The sequence below is a fragment of the Enemella evansiae genome, from assembly GCF_002250705.1.
In the GTDB taxonomy this organism is placed as follows: Bacteria; Actinomycetota; Actinomycetes; order Propionibacteriales; family Propionibacteriaceae; genus Enemella; species Enemella evansiae.
The window spans coordinates 15,292-31,618 of the sequence record NZ_NMVP01000035.1 but is presented as its reverse complement, the minus strand read 5'-3'; the positions used below and the strand labels follow the sequence as shown (position 1 = coordinate 31,618).

Here is a 16,327-nt window from a genome sequence, read left to right as displayed (position 1 = left end):
TCATCGGGCGTACTCACCGGGCACCGTCAGTTGACGACGACCTCGACGCGCTGGAATTCCTTGACCTCGGTGTAGCCGGTGGTGGCGAGGGTACGCCGCAGCGCGCCGACCAGGTTCATCGACCCGTCGGCGACGGTGCTCGGGCCGTGCAGGATCTCATCGAGCGAACCGAGGGTGCCGAAGTGCGTCCGCTCACCGCGCGGCAGGTCGGCGTGCCAGGCCTCCGCGCCCCAGTGCCAGCCGCGGCCGGGCGCCTCGCTGGCGCGGGCCAACGGGGAACCGACCATCACCGCATCGGCACCGCAGGCGATCGCCTTGGCGATGTCGCCGGAGCGGCCGACGGCACCGTCGGCGATCAGGTGCACATAGCGCCCACCGGATTCGTCCATGTAGTCCCGCCGGGCCTCCGCCACATCGGCCACCGCGGTCGCCATCGGCACCGAGATGCCGAGCACGTCACGGGTGGTGTGGGTGGCGCCGCCACCGAAGCCGACCAGCACGCCCGCGGCCCCGGTCCGCATCAGGTGCAGGGCGGCCTGATAGGTGGCACAGCCGCCGACGATCACCGGCACATCCAGGGCGCCGATGAACTTCTTCAGGTTCAACGGTTCGCTGCGGCTCGATACGTGTTCGGCCGAGACCGTCGTCCCACGGATCACGAAGAAGTCCACGCCGGCCGCCTCGACGGTCTGCGCGAACTCGGCGGTGTTCTGCGGGGACAGCGATCCCGCGACCGGTACGCCGGCATCGCGGATCTGCTTCATCCGCTCGGTGATCAGCTCGGCCTTGATCGGTTCGGCATAGATCTGCTGCATCCGACGGGTCGCGGCGATCGGGTCCTTGTCCGCGACCACCTCGGCCAGCAGCGGCACCGGATCGTCGTAGCGGGTCCAGACACCCTCCAGGTTGAGCACCCCCAGACCACCGAGTTTTCCCATCAGGATCGCCGTTTCCGGCGACATGATGGAGTCCATCGGCGCGGCCAGGATCGGGAAGTCGCACTCGACGGCATCGATCTTCCAGCGCAGCGACACCTCCTCGATCCCCCGGGTGCGCCGGGACGGGACGATGGTGATGTCGTCGAAGGCAAAGGCGCGCTGGGCACGTTTGCTGCGACCGATGTCATACATGAAGGAGATCCTCGCAGAGATTCAGTTGTTGGCGGTGTAGTTCGGGGCTTCGACGGTCATCTGGATGTCGTGCGGATGGGATTCCCGCAGCCCGGCGGAGGTGATCCGCACGAACCGGCCCTTGGCGTGCAGCTCGGGGATCGAGCAGGCGCCGGTGTAGAACATCGACTGCCGCAGGCCGCCGACGAGCTGGTACGCCACGGCGGCGAGCGGACCGCGGTAGGCGACCTGCCCCTCGATGCCCTCGGGCACCAGCTTGTCATCGGAGGTGACATCGCCCTGGAAGTAGCGGTCCTTGGAGTAGGAGGCCTTGCGGCCACGGGCGGCCATCGCACCGAGCGAACCCATCCCGCGGTAGGTCTTGTACTGCTTGCCGTTGATGAAGGTCAGCTCACCCGGGGACTCCTCGCAGCCGGCGAGCAGGGAACCGAGCATCACGGTGTCGGCGCCGGCCACCATCGCCTTGGCGATGTCGCCCGAATACTGCAGGCCGCCGTCGCCGATCACCGGCACCCCGTATTCGCGCGCAGCGCGGGCGGCGTGGTGGATCGCGGTCACCTGGGGTACGCCGACACCGGCGACCACCCGGGTGGTGCAGATCGAACCCGGCCCGACACCGACCTTCACCCCGTCCGCACCGGCCTCGCAGAGCGCCTTCGCCCCGGCGTACGTCGCGACATTGCCGCCGATGATGTCCACCCCGGCCGCCGCCTTCTCGGCCTTCAACCGGCGGATCATCTCGATCACACCCTGGGAGTGGCCGTGGGCGGTGTCCACCACGATCACGTCGACACCCTCCTCGACGAGCGCCATCGCGCGCTCCCAGGAGTCACCGAAGAAGCCGATCGCGGCACCGACCAGCAGCCGGCCCTGGGAATCCTTGCTGGCATTGGGATATTTGTCGGACTTCACGAAGTCCTTGAGCGTGATCAGGCCCTTGAGCCGATCGTCAGAGTCGACCAGCGGCAGCTTCTCGATCTTGTTGGCGGCCAACAGGTTCATCGCCTCGTCGCTGCTGATGCCGACCTCACCGGTGACCAGCGGCATCTTGGTCATCACGTCGCGGACCAGCCGGTTGGGGTCGCTCTCGAAGCGCATGTCACGGTTGGTGACGATGCCGAGCAGCTTCAGGTTCTCATCGACGACCGGGACACCGGAGATGCGGAAGTGGCCGCACATCTCGTCGACCTCACCGATGGTGGCGTCGGGGGAGATGGTGATCGGCTCGGCGATCATGCCCGCCTCGGACCGCTTCACCTGATCGACCTGCGAGGCCTGCTCGGCGATCGACATGTTGCGGTGCAGGATGCCCAGGCCACCCTCACGGGCCATCGCGATCGCCATCCGGGACTCGGTGACGGTGTCCATCGCCGAGGACAGCAGCGGGATCTTCACCGAGACGTTCCGGGACACCTTGGAGGTGGTGTCGGCACCCGAGGGGATGACATCGGATTCGTTGGGTTGCAGCAGCACATCGTCGAAGGTCAGGCCGATCTCGGCGAACATCGACGGCACGCCCGTCGGATCCAGAACATTGCCGGCGGACAGCTCATCAGCCACGCGAGCACCCTTTCACGCGATCAGTGGGGAGACCGCTGACGCTGCGGCCTGGAGAACAGTGTCAACCCATCCTACCGCGCGTCGCCGAGTCGGCGAGCGTCGGCAAGCGCGCCCCCGCTCTGGAAGAGCACCAAGGAGAAATCCCGCGTAGCAATCCTCCGCGACGCCGAATCCCGCGTGGATTTCGACGACTGCGATGAAGAGCGGGGATTGGGCGCGCGGGCGCGAGCCGACAGGCAGGCCAGATCAGACGGCGAGCACGGCCGCCAGGGCCTCCGGCAGCTTCGGGTGCCGGAAGGCGAATCCGTTCGCGTGCAGGGCCGCCGGGCGGATCCGGTTGCTGGTCAGCAGTGCCTCCTCGACGAGCTGGTCGCCGAAGGCGAGCCGCAGCGCCGGCAGCGGGACCGGCAGCTTGGTGGGCCGGTGCAGCTGCCGGCCCAGTTCGTCGGTCAGCTCGGCGTTGGTCACCGGGAACGGCGCGGTCAGATTCACCGGCCCGGAGACGTCATTGATGAGCAGATGCTCGCAGGCCGCGACGTGGTCGGCGAGGGTGATCCAGGGCAGCCACTGGCTGCCGTCCCCGAGCCGGCCGCCGAGCCCGGCGCGGAACAGCGACAGCTGCTTGCCGAGGAACCCGCCGCGGCGGTCGAGGACCAGCCCGGTGCGCAGCAGTGCGGTGCGTACGCCGGCGCGGACGGCCTCGGCGGTGGCGGCCTCCCAGCGCTGGCAGACATCGGCGAGGAAACCCTCCCCCTCGGGCGCGGACTCATCGATCTCGCGGTCACCGGTGTTGCCGTAGAAACCGACCGCGGAACCGGAGAGCAGCACCGAGGGCCGATCCTCGGTCGCCATCAGCCTGGCCAGGGTACGGGTGCTGTTCAGTCGGCTGGCGAGCAACTCGTGGCGCCGGCTGGCGGTCCAGCGGCGGTCGGCGATCCCGGCCCCGGACAGGTTCACCACCGCGTCGATGTCGGACAGCCCGAGGCCCTCGACGTAACCCGCCGTCGGATCCCAGCGGCGCTCGGTGGTCGTCGACGCGGGCCGGCGGACCAGGCGTACCACCTCGAACCGGTTCTCCAGCCGAGATGCCAGCGCCGTGCCGATCAGCCCGGAGGCACCGGCGATCGCGATCCGTTCGATGCTCATCCGACACTCCTCATCCCCACGACCTCATCCCACGACGGCGGCCGGCCGCTCCTCGGCCGTCTCGGCCTCGGGGGCCGGTTCCGGCACGATCTGCAACCGGGTGCTGTTGGCCCAGAAGATCCAGCCGAGCGCCGCGCCGACCAGGTAGCCGACGATCGGGCGCATGCCGTAGTACTCGAGGCCGCCCTCGACGACGATGAACAGGATCATCACCCCGATGAGCGCCCGGAACAGCCGATTCGGGTACCGCAGCATGCCCACATAGATACCGCCCCAGAGCAGATACCAGACGTGATATCCGGCACCACTGAAGGCGATCGCGGAGAAGCCCCAGGTGAGCCAGCGGATCGGGTGGTCGCGCCAGCTGCGGTCGGTCTCCGGCAGCTCGGCACCGGCGACCTGCTGCACCGAATGGTTGCGTACCCGCCGTCCGATCCAGACGTCGGGGAAGAAGTAGCGCCAGGCGAGCACCCCCAGCATCAGTACGCTGAGCACGGTCGTCACCCGGGACAGGAACGGCAGCAGGCCGTGGCGGATCCCGACCCAGTTCAGCACCGGCCCGATGAACTGCTCGACGATGCTGGCCGGTGACATTCCCCAGGTCAGCTCACCGATGTTGGCCGCGTGCCGCCAGCCCATGAACTCGAAACCGATGGCCAGCGAGACGGCGGTGAACGAGGCGGCGGCCAGGCCGCAGCTGACCAGGCTGCGACCGATGATCACCAGCAACCGGCGGCCGGGGGCGAGGTCCTTGAGCCGGGCCGCCACCGGCAGCAGCCCGATCGCGAACGCGGCGATGATGCCGGGTTGCTTGAAGGTGGCGCCGACGCCGACCAGCAGCGCACCGACGATCATCCCGGGCGTACCGAAGCGCAGGGTGCACCAGATCGCGACCAGCACCAGCGCGACCATCATCGCGTCGTTGTGCATGCCGCCGACGAAGTGGATCAGCAGCAGCGGGTTGAGGATGGCGAACCACTTCGCGAGCTGGACATCGGCGCCGAGCTGCCGGGCGACCATGGGCACGAAGGCGGCGATCACGGCCACCGCGATCAGGATCGGGATGCGCATCGCGATCACCGAGATCAGCCCCTGGAACCCGGTCGCGACCGCGACCCAGTACTGCACCAGCAGCGCGAACGGCGGATAGATCGAGGTGGTGCCGCGCCAGACCTTGTGCACGTTGATCGCGAACGGCCCGCCGGCCTCGGTCAACCCGACCTTGTAGGGGTCGAGGCCCTGATGGATGATCCAGCCCTGGTCGGCGTAGAGGAAGGCGTCGGAGGAGAAGATCGGCGGCGCCAGCAGCACCGGCAGGCTCCACAGCACCAGGACCCAGGAGTGGTTCAGCAGCGGCACGCGGGCGGGGCGGAGCTTGAGCCAGGCCCAGATCAGCAGCGCCAGGCCGATCGCCATCAGCGCCCGGCCGACCTGATATTTCAGGACGCTGCGCAGGATCCGCAGCGGGGCGATCTGGTCCAGGGAGGCGTTCGGCACGAAACCGGGGGTCATCACCGCGATGCCGATGCACAGCATGCCGAGCATGCCGAGCAGCACACCGGGAATGCGCAAGGTGGCCACCAGCCCCGGGGGGCGCGCGTCAACCGTCTGCACCGACCCCGACTGCTGCACGTGTTTCCTTCCTGTCCGCTCCCGCCTGTGATGCTAGCCGCGCCGCGCCGGTGGTTCGAGCGGCCGCGGGTCTCGCACCGATTCTGTGTCGGAACTGCAATCTGGGGGTACGCCGGATCAGGCGCGTCGCAGGGTGGCGAGGAGGGCCCGGAGTTGGGGGCTGGGGTGGTCCGGGCGCCAGGCCAGCCCGATGCCGAGGTGCGGTTCGGGGGCGGTGAAGCGTCGCATCAGCAGGCCGCGAAGGCGGGGTACCCGGGCGCGGTCCAGCAGCCCGATCCCGGCCCCCTCGGCAACGGCCGCGAGCAGATGGTCGGCATCCGGTTCGTCGTGCAGTGTGGGGAACGGCCCGGCCCCGAAGAGCTGGGCCAGCAGCGCGGCATGGGCGGCGGGGGCCTGTCGGCGCGGCCAGCAGAGCACCACCTCCTCGAGCAACCATGCAGACCGGATCCGCCGTGAGCGGGCCAGCCGGTGGCCGGTGGGCAGGACCGCGACCACCTCGGACTCGGCGAGCGGCTCGACCCGAAGACCGGGCCGCTCGATCGGCGTACGCACGATCGCGGCGTCGAGATCACCGGTGGCCAGCCGGTCCAGATTCCAGGCCGTCCAACCGACCTCGGCGCGCACCTCGACACCGGGGTGCTGCCGGCCGAAGGCCGCGAGCGCCGCCCGGGCGACACCGGCGCCGTCGGAGCGGGTGTGGGCGATCCGCAGCACGCCGGCCTCGCCGTGACCCACGGCGGTCACCTCGGCGATCAGCGCCTCGTAGGAGGTGACGAGATCCCGGGCGCCGTCGGCGAGCCGCTGTCCGGCGGCGGTCAGGGTGACCCCGTGCGGACCGCGCTCGCACAGCTGCACGCCGAGCTGGCGCTCCAATCGCTTCACCTGTTGGGAAAGCGCGGGTTGGCTGAGCTGCAGGCGCTCGGCCGCGCGGGAGAAGTGCAGCTCCTCGGCAAGGGCGACGAAGTACTGCAGGCGTTCCAGCTGCATGAGCGCCATGATAAGCACAGCTAATCGCAGCGGTAGCAATCGGTATTGGCATCGGGCGGTGTCACCGGCACACGGTTGAGGCATGGAACTCACTGCGTCGAATGCCCCCACGGCCGCCGAGCGGACCCCCTGGCCACAGCACGCGCTGGTGCATGCGGTCTTCTTCGCGATGGGCGCCGAGCTCTTCCTGGTCCCTCCCCTGCTGGGGCTGATCGCCCGCGATTTCGGGGTGGGTGAGGCGAGCGCGGCCTGGGTGATCAGCGGTTACGTGCTCGGGTACGCGGTGTCCAGTCCGCTGCTCGCCGCACTGACCGAGGGGCTCAGCCCCCGCCGGGTGATCCTGGCCGGCGTCGCCATCTTCGCCCTCGGCGATCTCGGCTGTGCGCTGGCGCCGACCCTGCCGGTTCTGGTGGCCGCCCATGCGGTCAGCGGGATCGGTGGCGGGCTGGCCGCGCCGGCGATCTGGGCCCTGCTCGGGGAGACCGCGGCCGCCCACCAGAAGGGTCGGGCGATCTCGGTCGGTGCGGCGCTGTATGCCGGCGGGCAGATCGTCGGTGTCCCGCTGGGCAGCCTGCTGGCGGCGGCCACCGGGTGGCGGCTGCCGTTCGTGGTGATCGCCGGCTGGTTGGCGATCAGCTGGCTGGCGATCGCGGTACGCCTCCGCGACCCGGCCGGTGCCGCGCGCCCGCGACGGACCCGGGGCGCGGCGATCCGGGCCTCGCTGGGGCTGTGGCGGTACCGGGACTTCCTCGGGACACTGGCCGCCACCACGTTGACCCAGGCGGCGCGGATCGGGGCGTACAGCTATGTCGGGGTGATCTTCGGTCAGCGTTACGGCTTCGGCCTGGCCGCCCTCGGTGCGCTGGGTGCGGCGGTCGGTGCGGGGTCGATGTCCGGGTCGCTGCTGGCCGGCCCGGTGATCGATCGGTGGCGTACCACCGGCCGGCCGCTGGCTGCGCCGTTGATCGGGTGGGCGGTGCTGCTCGCGGCCGCGATCGTCGGCACGCTGGCGGTCGATGCGGTGGTACCGGCGGTGCTCGGTCTGCTGATCTGGTGCGCCGCCGGTGGGGCGTGCTACAGCACCGCGCAGGCCATGCTGGGGATCACCTTCAGCGACCGCCGGGCCGCCGCAGTGAGCTGGAACAACGCCTCGATGAACGCCGGTGTCGCGGTCGGTACCGCGCTGCTCGGCACCCTCGCCCTCGGGTCGGCGGGGTTCATCGCGGCCGCCGCCGGCCTCGCTGGGCTGGGCGCCCTGGTCGCCGGCTGGCTCACGCTGCTCAGCGTCCGCGGTGACCGTTCCAGCGCCGGGGTGGTCGGGCCCGCCAGGTCCCAGTCGAACACCCCGGTGAGCCGGTCCCCGTCGAAGCAGACGTTGTAGGGCGCCAGGTCGTTGTGTCCGATACCGCTCGCCTGCGGCGGCCCGGGAATGCTATCCGCGGTTACCGAGTGGTCGAACCCCAGAATCCACCCCGCGTACTTCGCCGCGAGCCGCAGACCCGCATGCTCTCGTCGGACGTGGATCACGAGGGACGCATTCTGGGGTTCGACCATGCGGTCAGGACGATCTCGACGGCCTCGGTCGGCGAAGTCTCGCAGGTGTCAATCACCAGATGATTCTCCGGCCAGGGTTCGTGGGGCCGATCCGGCACGGTCTGCCAGGACGGGTTCTGCAGCCCCTCGTTGTCGATCGATCGCGATTCGAGCCGGCGAACGCTTACGGCCGATCTGACAGTGTGCGGCAGCGGAAGTGTGCATAACCCCTGACATCTTGCGGCGGGGGTGGGGGTGATGGGGCGCGCCGCGCGCGAGCCGACGAGAAACAGCAGGGCCGCCCCGGTACGAACCGGGGCGGCCCCACGTGAGAACCGGAAGGCTCAGCTCAGTGGCTGTGGTCCTCTTCCTCGTCGTCCTCGGGCTTCTCCACCACCAGGGTCTCGGTGGTGAGCAGCAGCGAGGCGATCGAGGCGGCGTTGGCCAGCGCGGAGCGGGTGACCTTGACCGGGTCGATGACACCGGCGTCGATCAGGTTCCCGTATTCGCCGGTGGCGCCGTTCCAGCCATCGTTGGTCGGCAGCTCGGCGACCTTGGCGCAGACGACGTAACCCTGCTCGCCACCGTTCTCGGCGATCCAGCGCAGCGGCTCGACGACCGACTTGGCCACGATCCGGGCACCGATCGCGTCGTCACCGGAGAGACCCAGATCGCCGTCGAGGACCTTGGCGGCGTGGATCAGCGCGGAACCGCCGCCGGCCACGATGCCCTCCTCGATGGCCGCCCGGGTCGCCGAGACGGCGTCCTCGATACGGTGCTTCTTCTCCTTGAGCTCCACCTCGGTGGCGGCGCCGACCTTGATCACGCAGACGCCGCCGGCGAGCTTGGCGACCCGCTCCTGCAGCTTCTCGCGGTCCCAGTCGGAGTCGGTGCGCTCGATCTCCTGACGGAGCTGCGAAACGCGCGCCTCGACCTCGGAGGACTCCCCCGCACCGTCGACGATTGTGGTGTTGTCCTTGGTGACGACCACGCGACGAGCGCGGCCGAGCACCTCGAGCCCGACCTGGTCGAGCTTGAGGCCCACCTCGGGAGAGATGACCTGGCCGCCGGTGAGGATCGCGATGTCCTCGAGCATGGCCTTGCGGCGATCACCGAAGGCCGGGGCCTTGACCGCGACCGAGGTGAAGGTGCCGCGGATCTTGTTGACGACCAGGGTGGACAGCGCCTCACCCTCGACGTCCTCGGCGACGATGAACAGGCTCTTGCCGGCGCCGATGACCTTCTCCAGCAGCGGCAGCAGCTCGTTCATCGAGGAGATCTTGCCGCTGTTGATGAGGATGTAGGGATCCTCGAGCACGGCCTCCATGCGGTCGGCATCGGTGACGAAGTAGGGCGACAGGTAACCCTTGTCGAACTGCATGCCCTCGGTGAACTCGAGCTCGGTGCCGAAGGTCTGCGACTCGTCGACGGTGATCACGCCGTCCTTGCCGACCTTGTCGAAGGCGTCGGCGATCAGCTTGCCGATCTCCTCATCGCGGGAGGAGATGGTGGCCACCTTGGCCATGTCGTCGGTGGACTGCACCTCGCGCGAGTCGGCGTGCAGCTGCTCGACGACCTTCGCCACGGCGGCGTCGATACCGCGCTTCAGGCCGACCGGGTTGGCACCCGAGGCGACGGCCCGCAGGCCCTCGTGCACCAGGGCCTGGGCCAGCACGGTGGCGGTGGTGGTGCCATCGCCGGCGATGTCGTTGGTCTTGGTGGCGACCTCCTTGGCGAGCTGGGCGCCAAGGTTCTCGTAGGGATCGTCGAGCTCGACGTCACGAGCGACGGTCACGCCGTCGTTGGTGATCGTGGGGGCGCCCCACTTCTTGTCGAGCACGACGTACCGGCCCTTGGGACCGAGGGTCACCTTCACGGTGTTGGCGAGGACGTCGACGCCACGCTCGAGCGAGCGCCGCGCCTCCTCGTCGAACTGAAGGATCTTGGGCATGTATTACTCCTGGCTCACTTGGAAACGACGGCGAGGATGTCGCGGGCATTGAGGAGCAGCAGCTCCTGCCCGTCGTACTTGACCTCGGTGCCGCCGTACTTGGAGAAGATCACGACATCGCCCTCGGCGACGTCCATCGGTACGCGCTGACCCTTGTCATCGACGCGACCCGGGCCGATGCTGAGCACCTTGCCCTCCTGCGGCTTCTCCTTGGCGGTGTCCGGGATGACCAGACCGGAAGCGGTGGTCTGCTCGGCCTCGAGCGGCTGGACGAGGACGCGGTCCTCGAGCGGCTTGATCGTGACTGCCACGTCAGGCCCCTTTCATGTTTGGGGATTTCTGGTTGTCCACAGTCCCGGGGCGTCGTCGCGGGTGCCGTCCCAAGCTGCTGGCACCCTCGCCTCGAGAGTGCCAACTCTGAATCTACCGTCGCGCTGGCACTCGGGCAACCCGAGTGCCAAAACCGGTTCCGAGTACGCCGACCACGCCGCAGCGATATAACACGTTGGTAACGTCTGATAACGGTATTACTCCTAGTCAGCCGCCGACTGAGCACCTGGCGGTGTACCTGAACGGGTCCTCATGGCTCGGACCGACCGATTCGGCGTCCTAAGGTGGATCGGTCCGCCGGAGTACGCCGCACCCCCCGTGGCGCCTCGCCCCATCCGGCGGCCGCCCGGCTTGGCGTACCGCACAGCCCGCCTGCCCGGAAGGAGCCCGCGTGACCGTGACCGCACCAGATGGATCACACCCCACCGACGAACCATTTACCCCGTCCATCGTCGCCCAAAACCTCTACAAGTACTTCGGTCGCGATGAGGCCACCGTCGCCCGCCGGATCAGGGCCGGTGACTTCGACCCGACCGGTGTCGCCGGGACGGCCGCCGTCCTCGACGCGAGCTTCGAGGTCGCCCGCGGGGAGACCTTCGTGGTGATGGGACTGTCCGGCTCCGGCAAGTCCACGCTGATCCGGATGCTGAACGGGCTGAACACCCCGACCGCCGGCACCGTGCTGATCAACGGCGCCAATCTGACCACCGCCGATCCGGCCGAACTGCGGCGGATCCGGCGCGATGAGATCTCGATGGTCTTCCAGCATTTCGGCCTGCTGCCCAACCGCAACGTGCTCGCCAACGTCGGCTACGGCCTCGAGGTGCGCAAGGTCCCCCGCGCCGAGCGCGAGGAGCGGGCGGCGTACTGGATCTCCCGGGTCGGTCTGCAGGGTGTGGAGACCAAGCTGCCGAGCGAGCTGTCCGGCGGGATGCAGCAGCGGGTCGGTCTGGCCCGCGCGCTGGCCGCCGAGACCGACATCCTGCTGATGGACGAGGCCTTCTCCGCCCTCGACCCGGTGATCCGCGCCGACCTGCAGAGCCAGCTGCTGGAGCTGCAGGAGGAGCTCGGCAAGACGATCGTGTTCATCACCCACGACCTCAACGAGGCGATGCGCCTGGGCGACCGGGTGGCGATCATGCGCCGCGGTGAGATCGTCCAGATCGGCACCGCGACCCAGATCCTGACCAACCCGGCCAACGACTACGTGTCCCGCTTCACCGCCGATGTGGACCGCAGCCGGGTCCTCACCGCCGGCATGGTCGCCGACGACACCGCCCCCGATTTCGCGGCCGACACCCCGGCCAGCCAGGTCGCCACCGAACTGGTCCGGCTCGGTCACACCGCGGGTTCGGTACGCCGCGACGGCCAGTTCCTGGGGGTCGTGCTGCTCCGCGACGCGGTGGACGCCGACGGCACCGCCGCCGATCTGATCACCCCGCAGCATGCACCGGTGAAGCGCGGTACGCCGATCGGTGAGCTGTTCGGGGTGGCCGCGACCCAGGAGCAACCGCTGCTCATCTTCAACCGCCGCGGCGAACGGGTCGGGCTGCTCAGCCGGGACCGGATGCTCGATTCGCTGGCCACACCGGCCGAGGCGCCGACGGCCCCGCCCGCACCCACCCCGGCCCGACCGGCACAACCTGTCGAACCGGCCACCCCGAGCCCCGCCGCCACGAAGGGAGCTGCGCAGTGAACTTCGATCCGCTCAACCCGAGCTTCCCGGTCGGGGACGCCGTCGCCGACGCGATCGAGTGGTTGCAGACGAATCTGGCGGTCGTCTTCGACGTGATCCAGGGAGTGCTGGGCTTCCTCTACACCAGCCTCTCCGAGGGTCTGAACAGCCTGCCCTACTGGGTGGTCATCATCGTGCTGGCCGCGCTCGCCGGGTTCGCGACGCTGTCCTGGAAGCTCCCGCTGTTCACCGCGATCGGCTTCTACGTGATCCGCGGGTTCGACCTGTGGGAGCACGCGATGCAGACGATCTCGCTGGTCCTGCTGGCGGTGGTGCTCGCGCTGCTGCTGTCCATCCCGTTGGGGATCTGGGCGGCCCGCAACGACACCGTCTCCCGGATCGTGAAGCCGATCCTGGACCTGATGCAGACGATGCCGGCGATGGTCTATCTGATCCCGGCGATCACCATCTTCGGCATCGGCCCCACCCCGGGTGCGATCGCGACCCTGATCTTCGCCATGCCGCCCGGCGTACGCCTGACCGAACTCGCCATCCGCGGGGTCGACAAGGAGCTCGTCGAGGCCGGCCAGTCGTTCGGCGACACCCCCGGCCGGATCCTGCGCCGGATCCAGATCCCGGTCGCGCTGCCGACGATCATGGCCGGCGTCAACCAGGTGATCATGCTCGCCCTGTCGATGGTCGTGCTGGCCGGCATGGCCGGCGCCGGCGGACTGGGTGGCGATGTCGTCGGTTCGCTGAGCTCGCTGAACGTGCCGCTCGGCATCGACGCCGGCATCGCGGTGGTGATCATCGCGATCTATCTGGACCGGGTGTCCGCGGCCGTCACCAGCACCAAGCGGCGCTCCCGCCGCCGCACCACCGGGGACCCGGCGCAGGTCACCGAGGCCGACGCCGACAACCCCGCTACCGAGAAGACCTCCGGCAATGTCGCCGAACCCCACCTCGAAGGAAAGGAACTCCGATGAAGAAGAAGCACCTCGTGGCCCCCGCGGCCGTCCTCGCCGGCTCCCTGCTGCTGGCCGGCTGCGGCGCCTCGAACAGTGGCGGCGGCACCGCCGCCCCCGGCGGCTCCGGCGCCTCCAATGCCGCGACGGCCGACTACGCCAAGACCTGGGGCGAGTGCAAGCCCGGCAGCTCGGCGAAGAACGTCGCCGACATCCAGGGCGAGGACAAGGACAAGGACATCACCATCGGTGCCTTCAACGGCTGGGACGAGTCCTTCGCCACCGCGCACCTGCTCAAGGCGGTGCTGACCAAGGAGGGTTACAACGTCAAGGTCGACGCCTACGAGGCGGCCCCGGCCTTCGCCGGCACCGCCAAGGGCGATATCGATGTGATCACCGATGTCTGGATGCCGGTCACCCACCCGCAGTACCTGCAGCAGTTCGGCGACCAGCTGGAGCAGCTCGGCTGCTGGTACGACAACGCCAAGCTCACCATGGCGGTCAATGACAGCTCGCCGGCCAAGTCGATCGAGGACCTGGCGACGATGTCGGACCAGTACGGCGGCAAGCTCTACGGCATCGAGCCGGGTGCGGGTCTGACCAAGCAGACAAAGGAGAAGGCGATCCCGGAATACGGGCTGGACAAGATGCAGTTCGTCGTCTCCTCCACCCCGGCGATGCTGGCCCAGGTCAAGAAGGCCACCTCCGCCAACGAGAACGTCGCGGTCACCCTGTGGCGCCCGCACTGGGCCTACAGCGCCTACCCGATGCGTGACCTGGAGGATCCGAAGGGTGCCATGGGTGGCACCGAGGTGATCAACTCGGCGAGCAGCAAGAAGTTCGCCCAGGACAACCCGAAGGCCGCTCAGATCATCAAGAACCTGCAGCTGAACGACAAGCAGCTCTCCGATCTGGAGAACTTCATGATGAGCCCCGACGAGTTCGACGGCAAGGACAACGACGCCGCCGTGGCCAAGTGGCTCGAGCAGAACCCCGACTTCGCCGAGAAGCTGAAGTCGGGCCAGCTCGGCGCCGCCTGACCTACCTCGAGTAGCGGACCCCGGCGCAGCGAAGCCGGGGGAAGCGGGTCAAGATGTACGCCGGAACGCCGGTCGGTCTCCTCGGAGATCGGCCGGCGTTGTCGTTGGTACGCCTACCGATGCCCGGGAGGTGGCTTCGTCCCGATGCTCGCTCAGCCGACGGGTCTCAGCGGCCCGGGTGCACCATCGACTTGAGCCCGGCGGCGTGCCGGGTGCTGTCCAGGGATTCCTCCACCTGGTCGAGCCCGTAGTGCTCCCCCACCAGGCCGTCCAGATCGACCATGCCGGCGGCGGCCAGGTCGATCGCCGTGGCGAAGGTGTTGGCGTACCGGAACGAACCGATCACGGTCAGCTCGTGGTTCTGCATCAGGCCCATCGGGATCGCCACCTCCTCCGGGCCGCGACCGACCAGCACCACTCGGCCGGCGGGGCGGATCGCGGGGAAACCGCGACGCAGCGCCGCCGGTGAGCCGGAGCATTCGATGAACGCGTCGAAGTGGGTCTCCGGCATCCGGGACCGCATCGAGGTCATGTCCAGGACACTGGTGGCACCGACCGCGGCGGCCTGCTCCAGCCGCCCCGCGGACAGGTCGGTGACGGTGATGTCGGTGGCGCCGAGCGCCTTGGCGACCGCGACCGTGGTCAGCCCGATCGGGCCGGCGCCGGTGATCAGCACCCGGGAGCCGGCCCCGACATGGGCCTTGCGCAGCGCGGCCAACCCGACCGACATCGGTTCGATCAGCGCGGCCGCGTCGGCCGACAGCTCCTCGGGGACCGGGTGGGCGAAGTCCGCGGCCAGCGTCAGGTATTCCCGGAAGACACCGTCGTGCCCGGGCGTACCGAGGAAGCAGATCTGCTCGCACAGGTTGTACCGCCCGGCGTGGCACATCGCGCAGCGGCGGCAGCACAGCAGCGGCTCGATCGCGACCAGTTCCCCGATCCGATCCGGCGAGACCCCTTCGCCCACGGCGACCACCCGTCCCGAGGCGGTACGCCCCAGCACCACCGGTCCGCTGAGGGTGGTGTTGGTGCCGCGGCCGCGGGACCAGAGGTTCACATCGGAGCCGGAGACGGCGGCGGACTCGACCCGGAGCAGCACCTCACCGGGACCGGGTTCGGGCACCTGGCGTTCCTCGATGATGAGTCGGCGGGGCGCGGTGAGCACGCTGGCGCGCATCGTGCTGGGGATAGTCATGGCCCTCCTCGAATCGGTGCCAGCCTACCCAGCGCGGCGCACCACCAGCGCCCGCGCCCCATCGGGGGTCGGGGTGAGCACCAGGGTGGCCCGTTCGGGCCCGCTGGGCCGCAACCGACGGCGCAGCACGGCCGGGTCCAGGTCGAGGCCGCGCTTCTTGATCTCCAGGGTGCCGATCCGGTGCTCGCGGACCCAGGAGCGCAGCGTCTTCTCCTTGTACGGCAGCACCTCCAGCACCTCGAAAACCGTCGCGAACGGGCTGCCGACCGGCTCCTCGGCACTCAGATAGGCGATCTGGTCCGCCAGCCGGGTCGCACCCAGCTCGGCGGCCAGCGCCGGCACCGCACCGCTGCGGATCACCGCCGGGTCGGGTTCCAGCAGGTACGCCCCCACCCCGGTCACCAGCAGCGGCACCTCGCTGGCGACGATCCGCTCCCCCGCCGGCAGCAGCACCGCGGCACGGACCGGATCCGCGAGCACCGCGGAGGTGAGGGTCACCTCGACCGCGCTGCCGTCGTGGGAGATCCACTCGGCACCGACCCCGGTGGGGATGAGTCGGTGCGGCAGACCCGGGCCCAGCTTCAGCATCGCGCCCGCGCTGCGCTCCAGCAGTCCGGTCACGAAATCCCACGCTGGTTGGAAATCCTCGATCCGCCAGCTGCGCTCGGCGCCGCGGCGGCGGGCCGGATCGCCGAAGGCGACCTGGTCGGCGGCCAGCTCGATCTCCTCAGCGCGGGCGTGCCGGACGGTGACCCCGGGCAGGTCGGCGAGGTTGGCCCCGGCCAGCACGGCGGTCGCCTCATCGGCCTCCACCGCCAGCACCTCGAGCCCCGCCTCGGCGAACGCCCGGGCATCGCTGCCCAGCCCACAGCCCAGATCGGCGACCCGGCGTACCCCGGCCGCCACCAGCCGCGCCGCCCGCCAGCGGGCGACCTCGGGGCGGGTGGCCTGCTCCAGGCCGACCGGGGTGAGGAACATCCGCTCGGCCGCGGCACCGAACTTGGTGCGGGCCCGGTGCCGCAGGGCGGCCTGACCGAGCGCGGCGGTCGCCAGCTCCGGGTCGAAGTCGCGGCGCAGCGCGGTCGCGGCGGCCAGCGAGTCCGGATCGGGCTGGCCCATCGCGGCGGCCAGGGCCGACGGTTCGGCGACCAGCCGGCGGGCCAGCGCGGCGTCCACGCCCATC

The 16,327-nt window shown here is 69.6% G+C and carries 13 protein-coding genes and 1 pseudogene; 4 read left to right on the top strand and 10 right to left on the bottom strand.

All coding sequences use genetic code 11. From position 1 onward, the window contains the following. Positions 1-26 precede the first annotated feature (26 nt). From BI335_RS17075 to BI335_RS17055, 5 genes are all read right to left on the bottom strand, one after another. Positions 27-1,130 carry a GuaB3 family IMP dehydrogenase-related protein gene (locus BI335_RS17075; protein ID WP_094432454.1) on the bottom strand — a complete coding sequence of 368 codons (1,104 nt, stop codon included), beginning with the start codon at positions 1,128-1,130 and terminating at the stop codon, positions 27-29. 21 nt (positions 1,131-1,151) lie between these two features. Beyond that, the gene (gene guaB, locus BI335_RS17070) at positions 1,152-2,636 is read right to left on the bottom strand and encodes an IMP dehydrogenase (RefSeq protein ID WP_094360107.1); all 1,485 of its coding nucleotides are present in this window, start codon (positions 2,634-2,636) and stop codon (positions 1,152-1,154) included. Positions 2,637-2,936: 300 nt separating this feature from the next. Next, positions 2,937-3,836 (bottom strand): TIGR01777 family oxidoreductase, encoded by a 900-nt coding sequence (locus BI335_RS17065; RefSeq protein ID WP_094432452.1) that lies wholly within the window; start codon positions 3,834-3,836, stop codon positions 2,937-2,939. Between the two features lie 24 nt (positions 3,837-3,860). Beyond that, entirely contained in the window at positions 3,861-5,468 is a 1,608-nt protein-coding gene (mptB, locus tag BI335_RS17060) for a polyprenol phosphomannose-dependent alpha 1,6 mannosyltransferase MptB (protein WP_094432450.1), read from the bottom strand. A gap of 117 nt (positions 5,469-5,585) precedes the next feature. Beyond that, entirely contained in the window at positions 5,586-6,455 is an 870-nt protein-coding gene (locus BI335_RS17055; RefSeq protein WP_166646865.1) for a LysR family transcriptional regulator, read from the bottom strand. Between the two features lie 82 nt (positions 6,456-6,537). Between BI335_RS17055 and BI335_RS17050 the strand changes: the two are divergent. After that, a pseudogene (locus BI335_RS17050) lies at positions 6,538-7,494 on the top strand (MFS transporter); the annotation flags it as partial. A 35-nt stretch (positions 7,495-7,529) separates the two neighbouring features. Here BI335_RS17050 and BI335_RS22510 read toward each other — a convergent pair. The 3 genes from BI335_RS22510 to groES form a co-directional block, all read right to left on the bottom strand. Then, on the bottom strand, positions 7,530-8,009 hold the full coding sequence (locus BI335_RS22510) for a phosphotransferase (RefSeq protein ID WP_094432444.1): 480 nt from the start codon (positions 8,007-8,009) through the stop codon (positions 7,530-7,532). Between the two features lie 328 nt (positions 8,010-8,337). After that, on the bottom strand, positions 8,338-9,939 hold the full coding sequence (gene groL / locus BI335_RS17040) for a chaperonin GroEL (protein WP_094432442.1): 1,602 nt from the start codon (positions 9,937-9,939) through the stop codon (positions 8,338-8,340). A 14-nt stretch (positions 9,940-9,953) separates the two neighbouring features. Beyond that, positions 9,954-10,250 carry a co-chaperone GroES gene (groES, locus tag BI335_RS17035; RefSeq protein WP_094359870.1) on the bottom strand — a complete coding sequence of 99 codons (297 nt, stop codon included), beginning with the start codon at positions 10,248-10,250 and terminating at the stop codon, positions 9,954-9,956. A gap of 416 nt (positions 10,251-10,666) precedes the next feature. Between groES and BI335_RS17030 the strand changes: the two genes are divergently transcribed. Genes BI335_RS17030 through BI335_RS17020 form a run of 3 tightly spaced genes read left to right on the top strand, consistent with a single transcriptional unit; the run spans position 10,667 to position 13,949 of the window. After that, positions 10,667-11,965 carry a quaternary amine ABC transporter ATP-binding protein gene (locus BI335_RS17030; protein ID WP_229119674.1) on the top strand — a complete coding sequence of 433 codons (1,299 nt, stop codon included), beginning with the start codon at positions 10,667-10,669 and terminating at the stop codon, positions 11,963-11,965. After that, positions 11,962-12,930 (top strand): ABC transporter permease, encoded by a 969-nt coding sequence (locus tag BI335_RS17025; protein ID WP_094432440.1) that lies wholly within the window; start codon positions 11,962-11,964, stop codon positions 12,928-12,930. Before BI335_RS17030 ends, BI335_RS17025 begins: the two co-directional genes overlap by 4 nt. Further along, positions 12,927-13,949, top strand: a complete 1,023-nt coding sequence (locus BI335_RS17020; RefSeq protein WP_094432437.1) for a glycine betaine ABC transporter substrate-binding protein — start codon at positions 12,927-12,929, stop codon at positions 13,947-13,949. The genes BI335_RS17025 and BI335_RS17020 overlap by 4 nt, the downstream gene beginning before the upstream one ends. 166 nt (positions 13,950-14,115) lie before the next feature. Here the strand turns inward: BI335_RS17020 and BI335_RS17015 are convergent, their stop codons facing one another. Both BI335_RS17015 and BI335_RS17010 read right to left on the bottom strand, forming a co-directional pair. Then, positions 14,116-15,144 carry an NAD(P)-dependent alcohol dehydrogenase gene (locus tag BI335_RS17015; protein WP_229119673.1) on the bottom strand — a complete coding sequence of 343 codons (1,029 nt, stop codon included), beginning with the start codon at positions 15,142-15,144 and terminating at the stop codon, positions 14,116-14,118. A gap of 24 nt (positions 15,145-15,168) precedes the next feature. Beyond that, positions 15,169-16,326 carry a class I SAM-dependent methyltransferase gene (locus tag BI335_RS17010; protein WP_229119672.1) on the bottom strand — a complete coding sequence of 386 codons (1,158 nt, stop codon included), beginning with the start codon at positions 16,324-16,326 and terminating at the stop codon, positions 15,169-15,171. Between the last annotated feature and the right edge of the window lies 1 nt (position 16,327).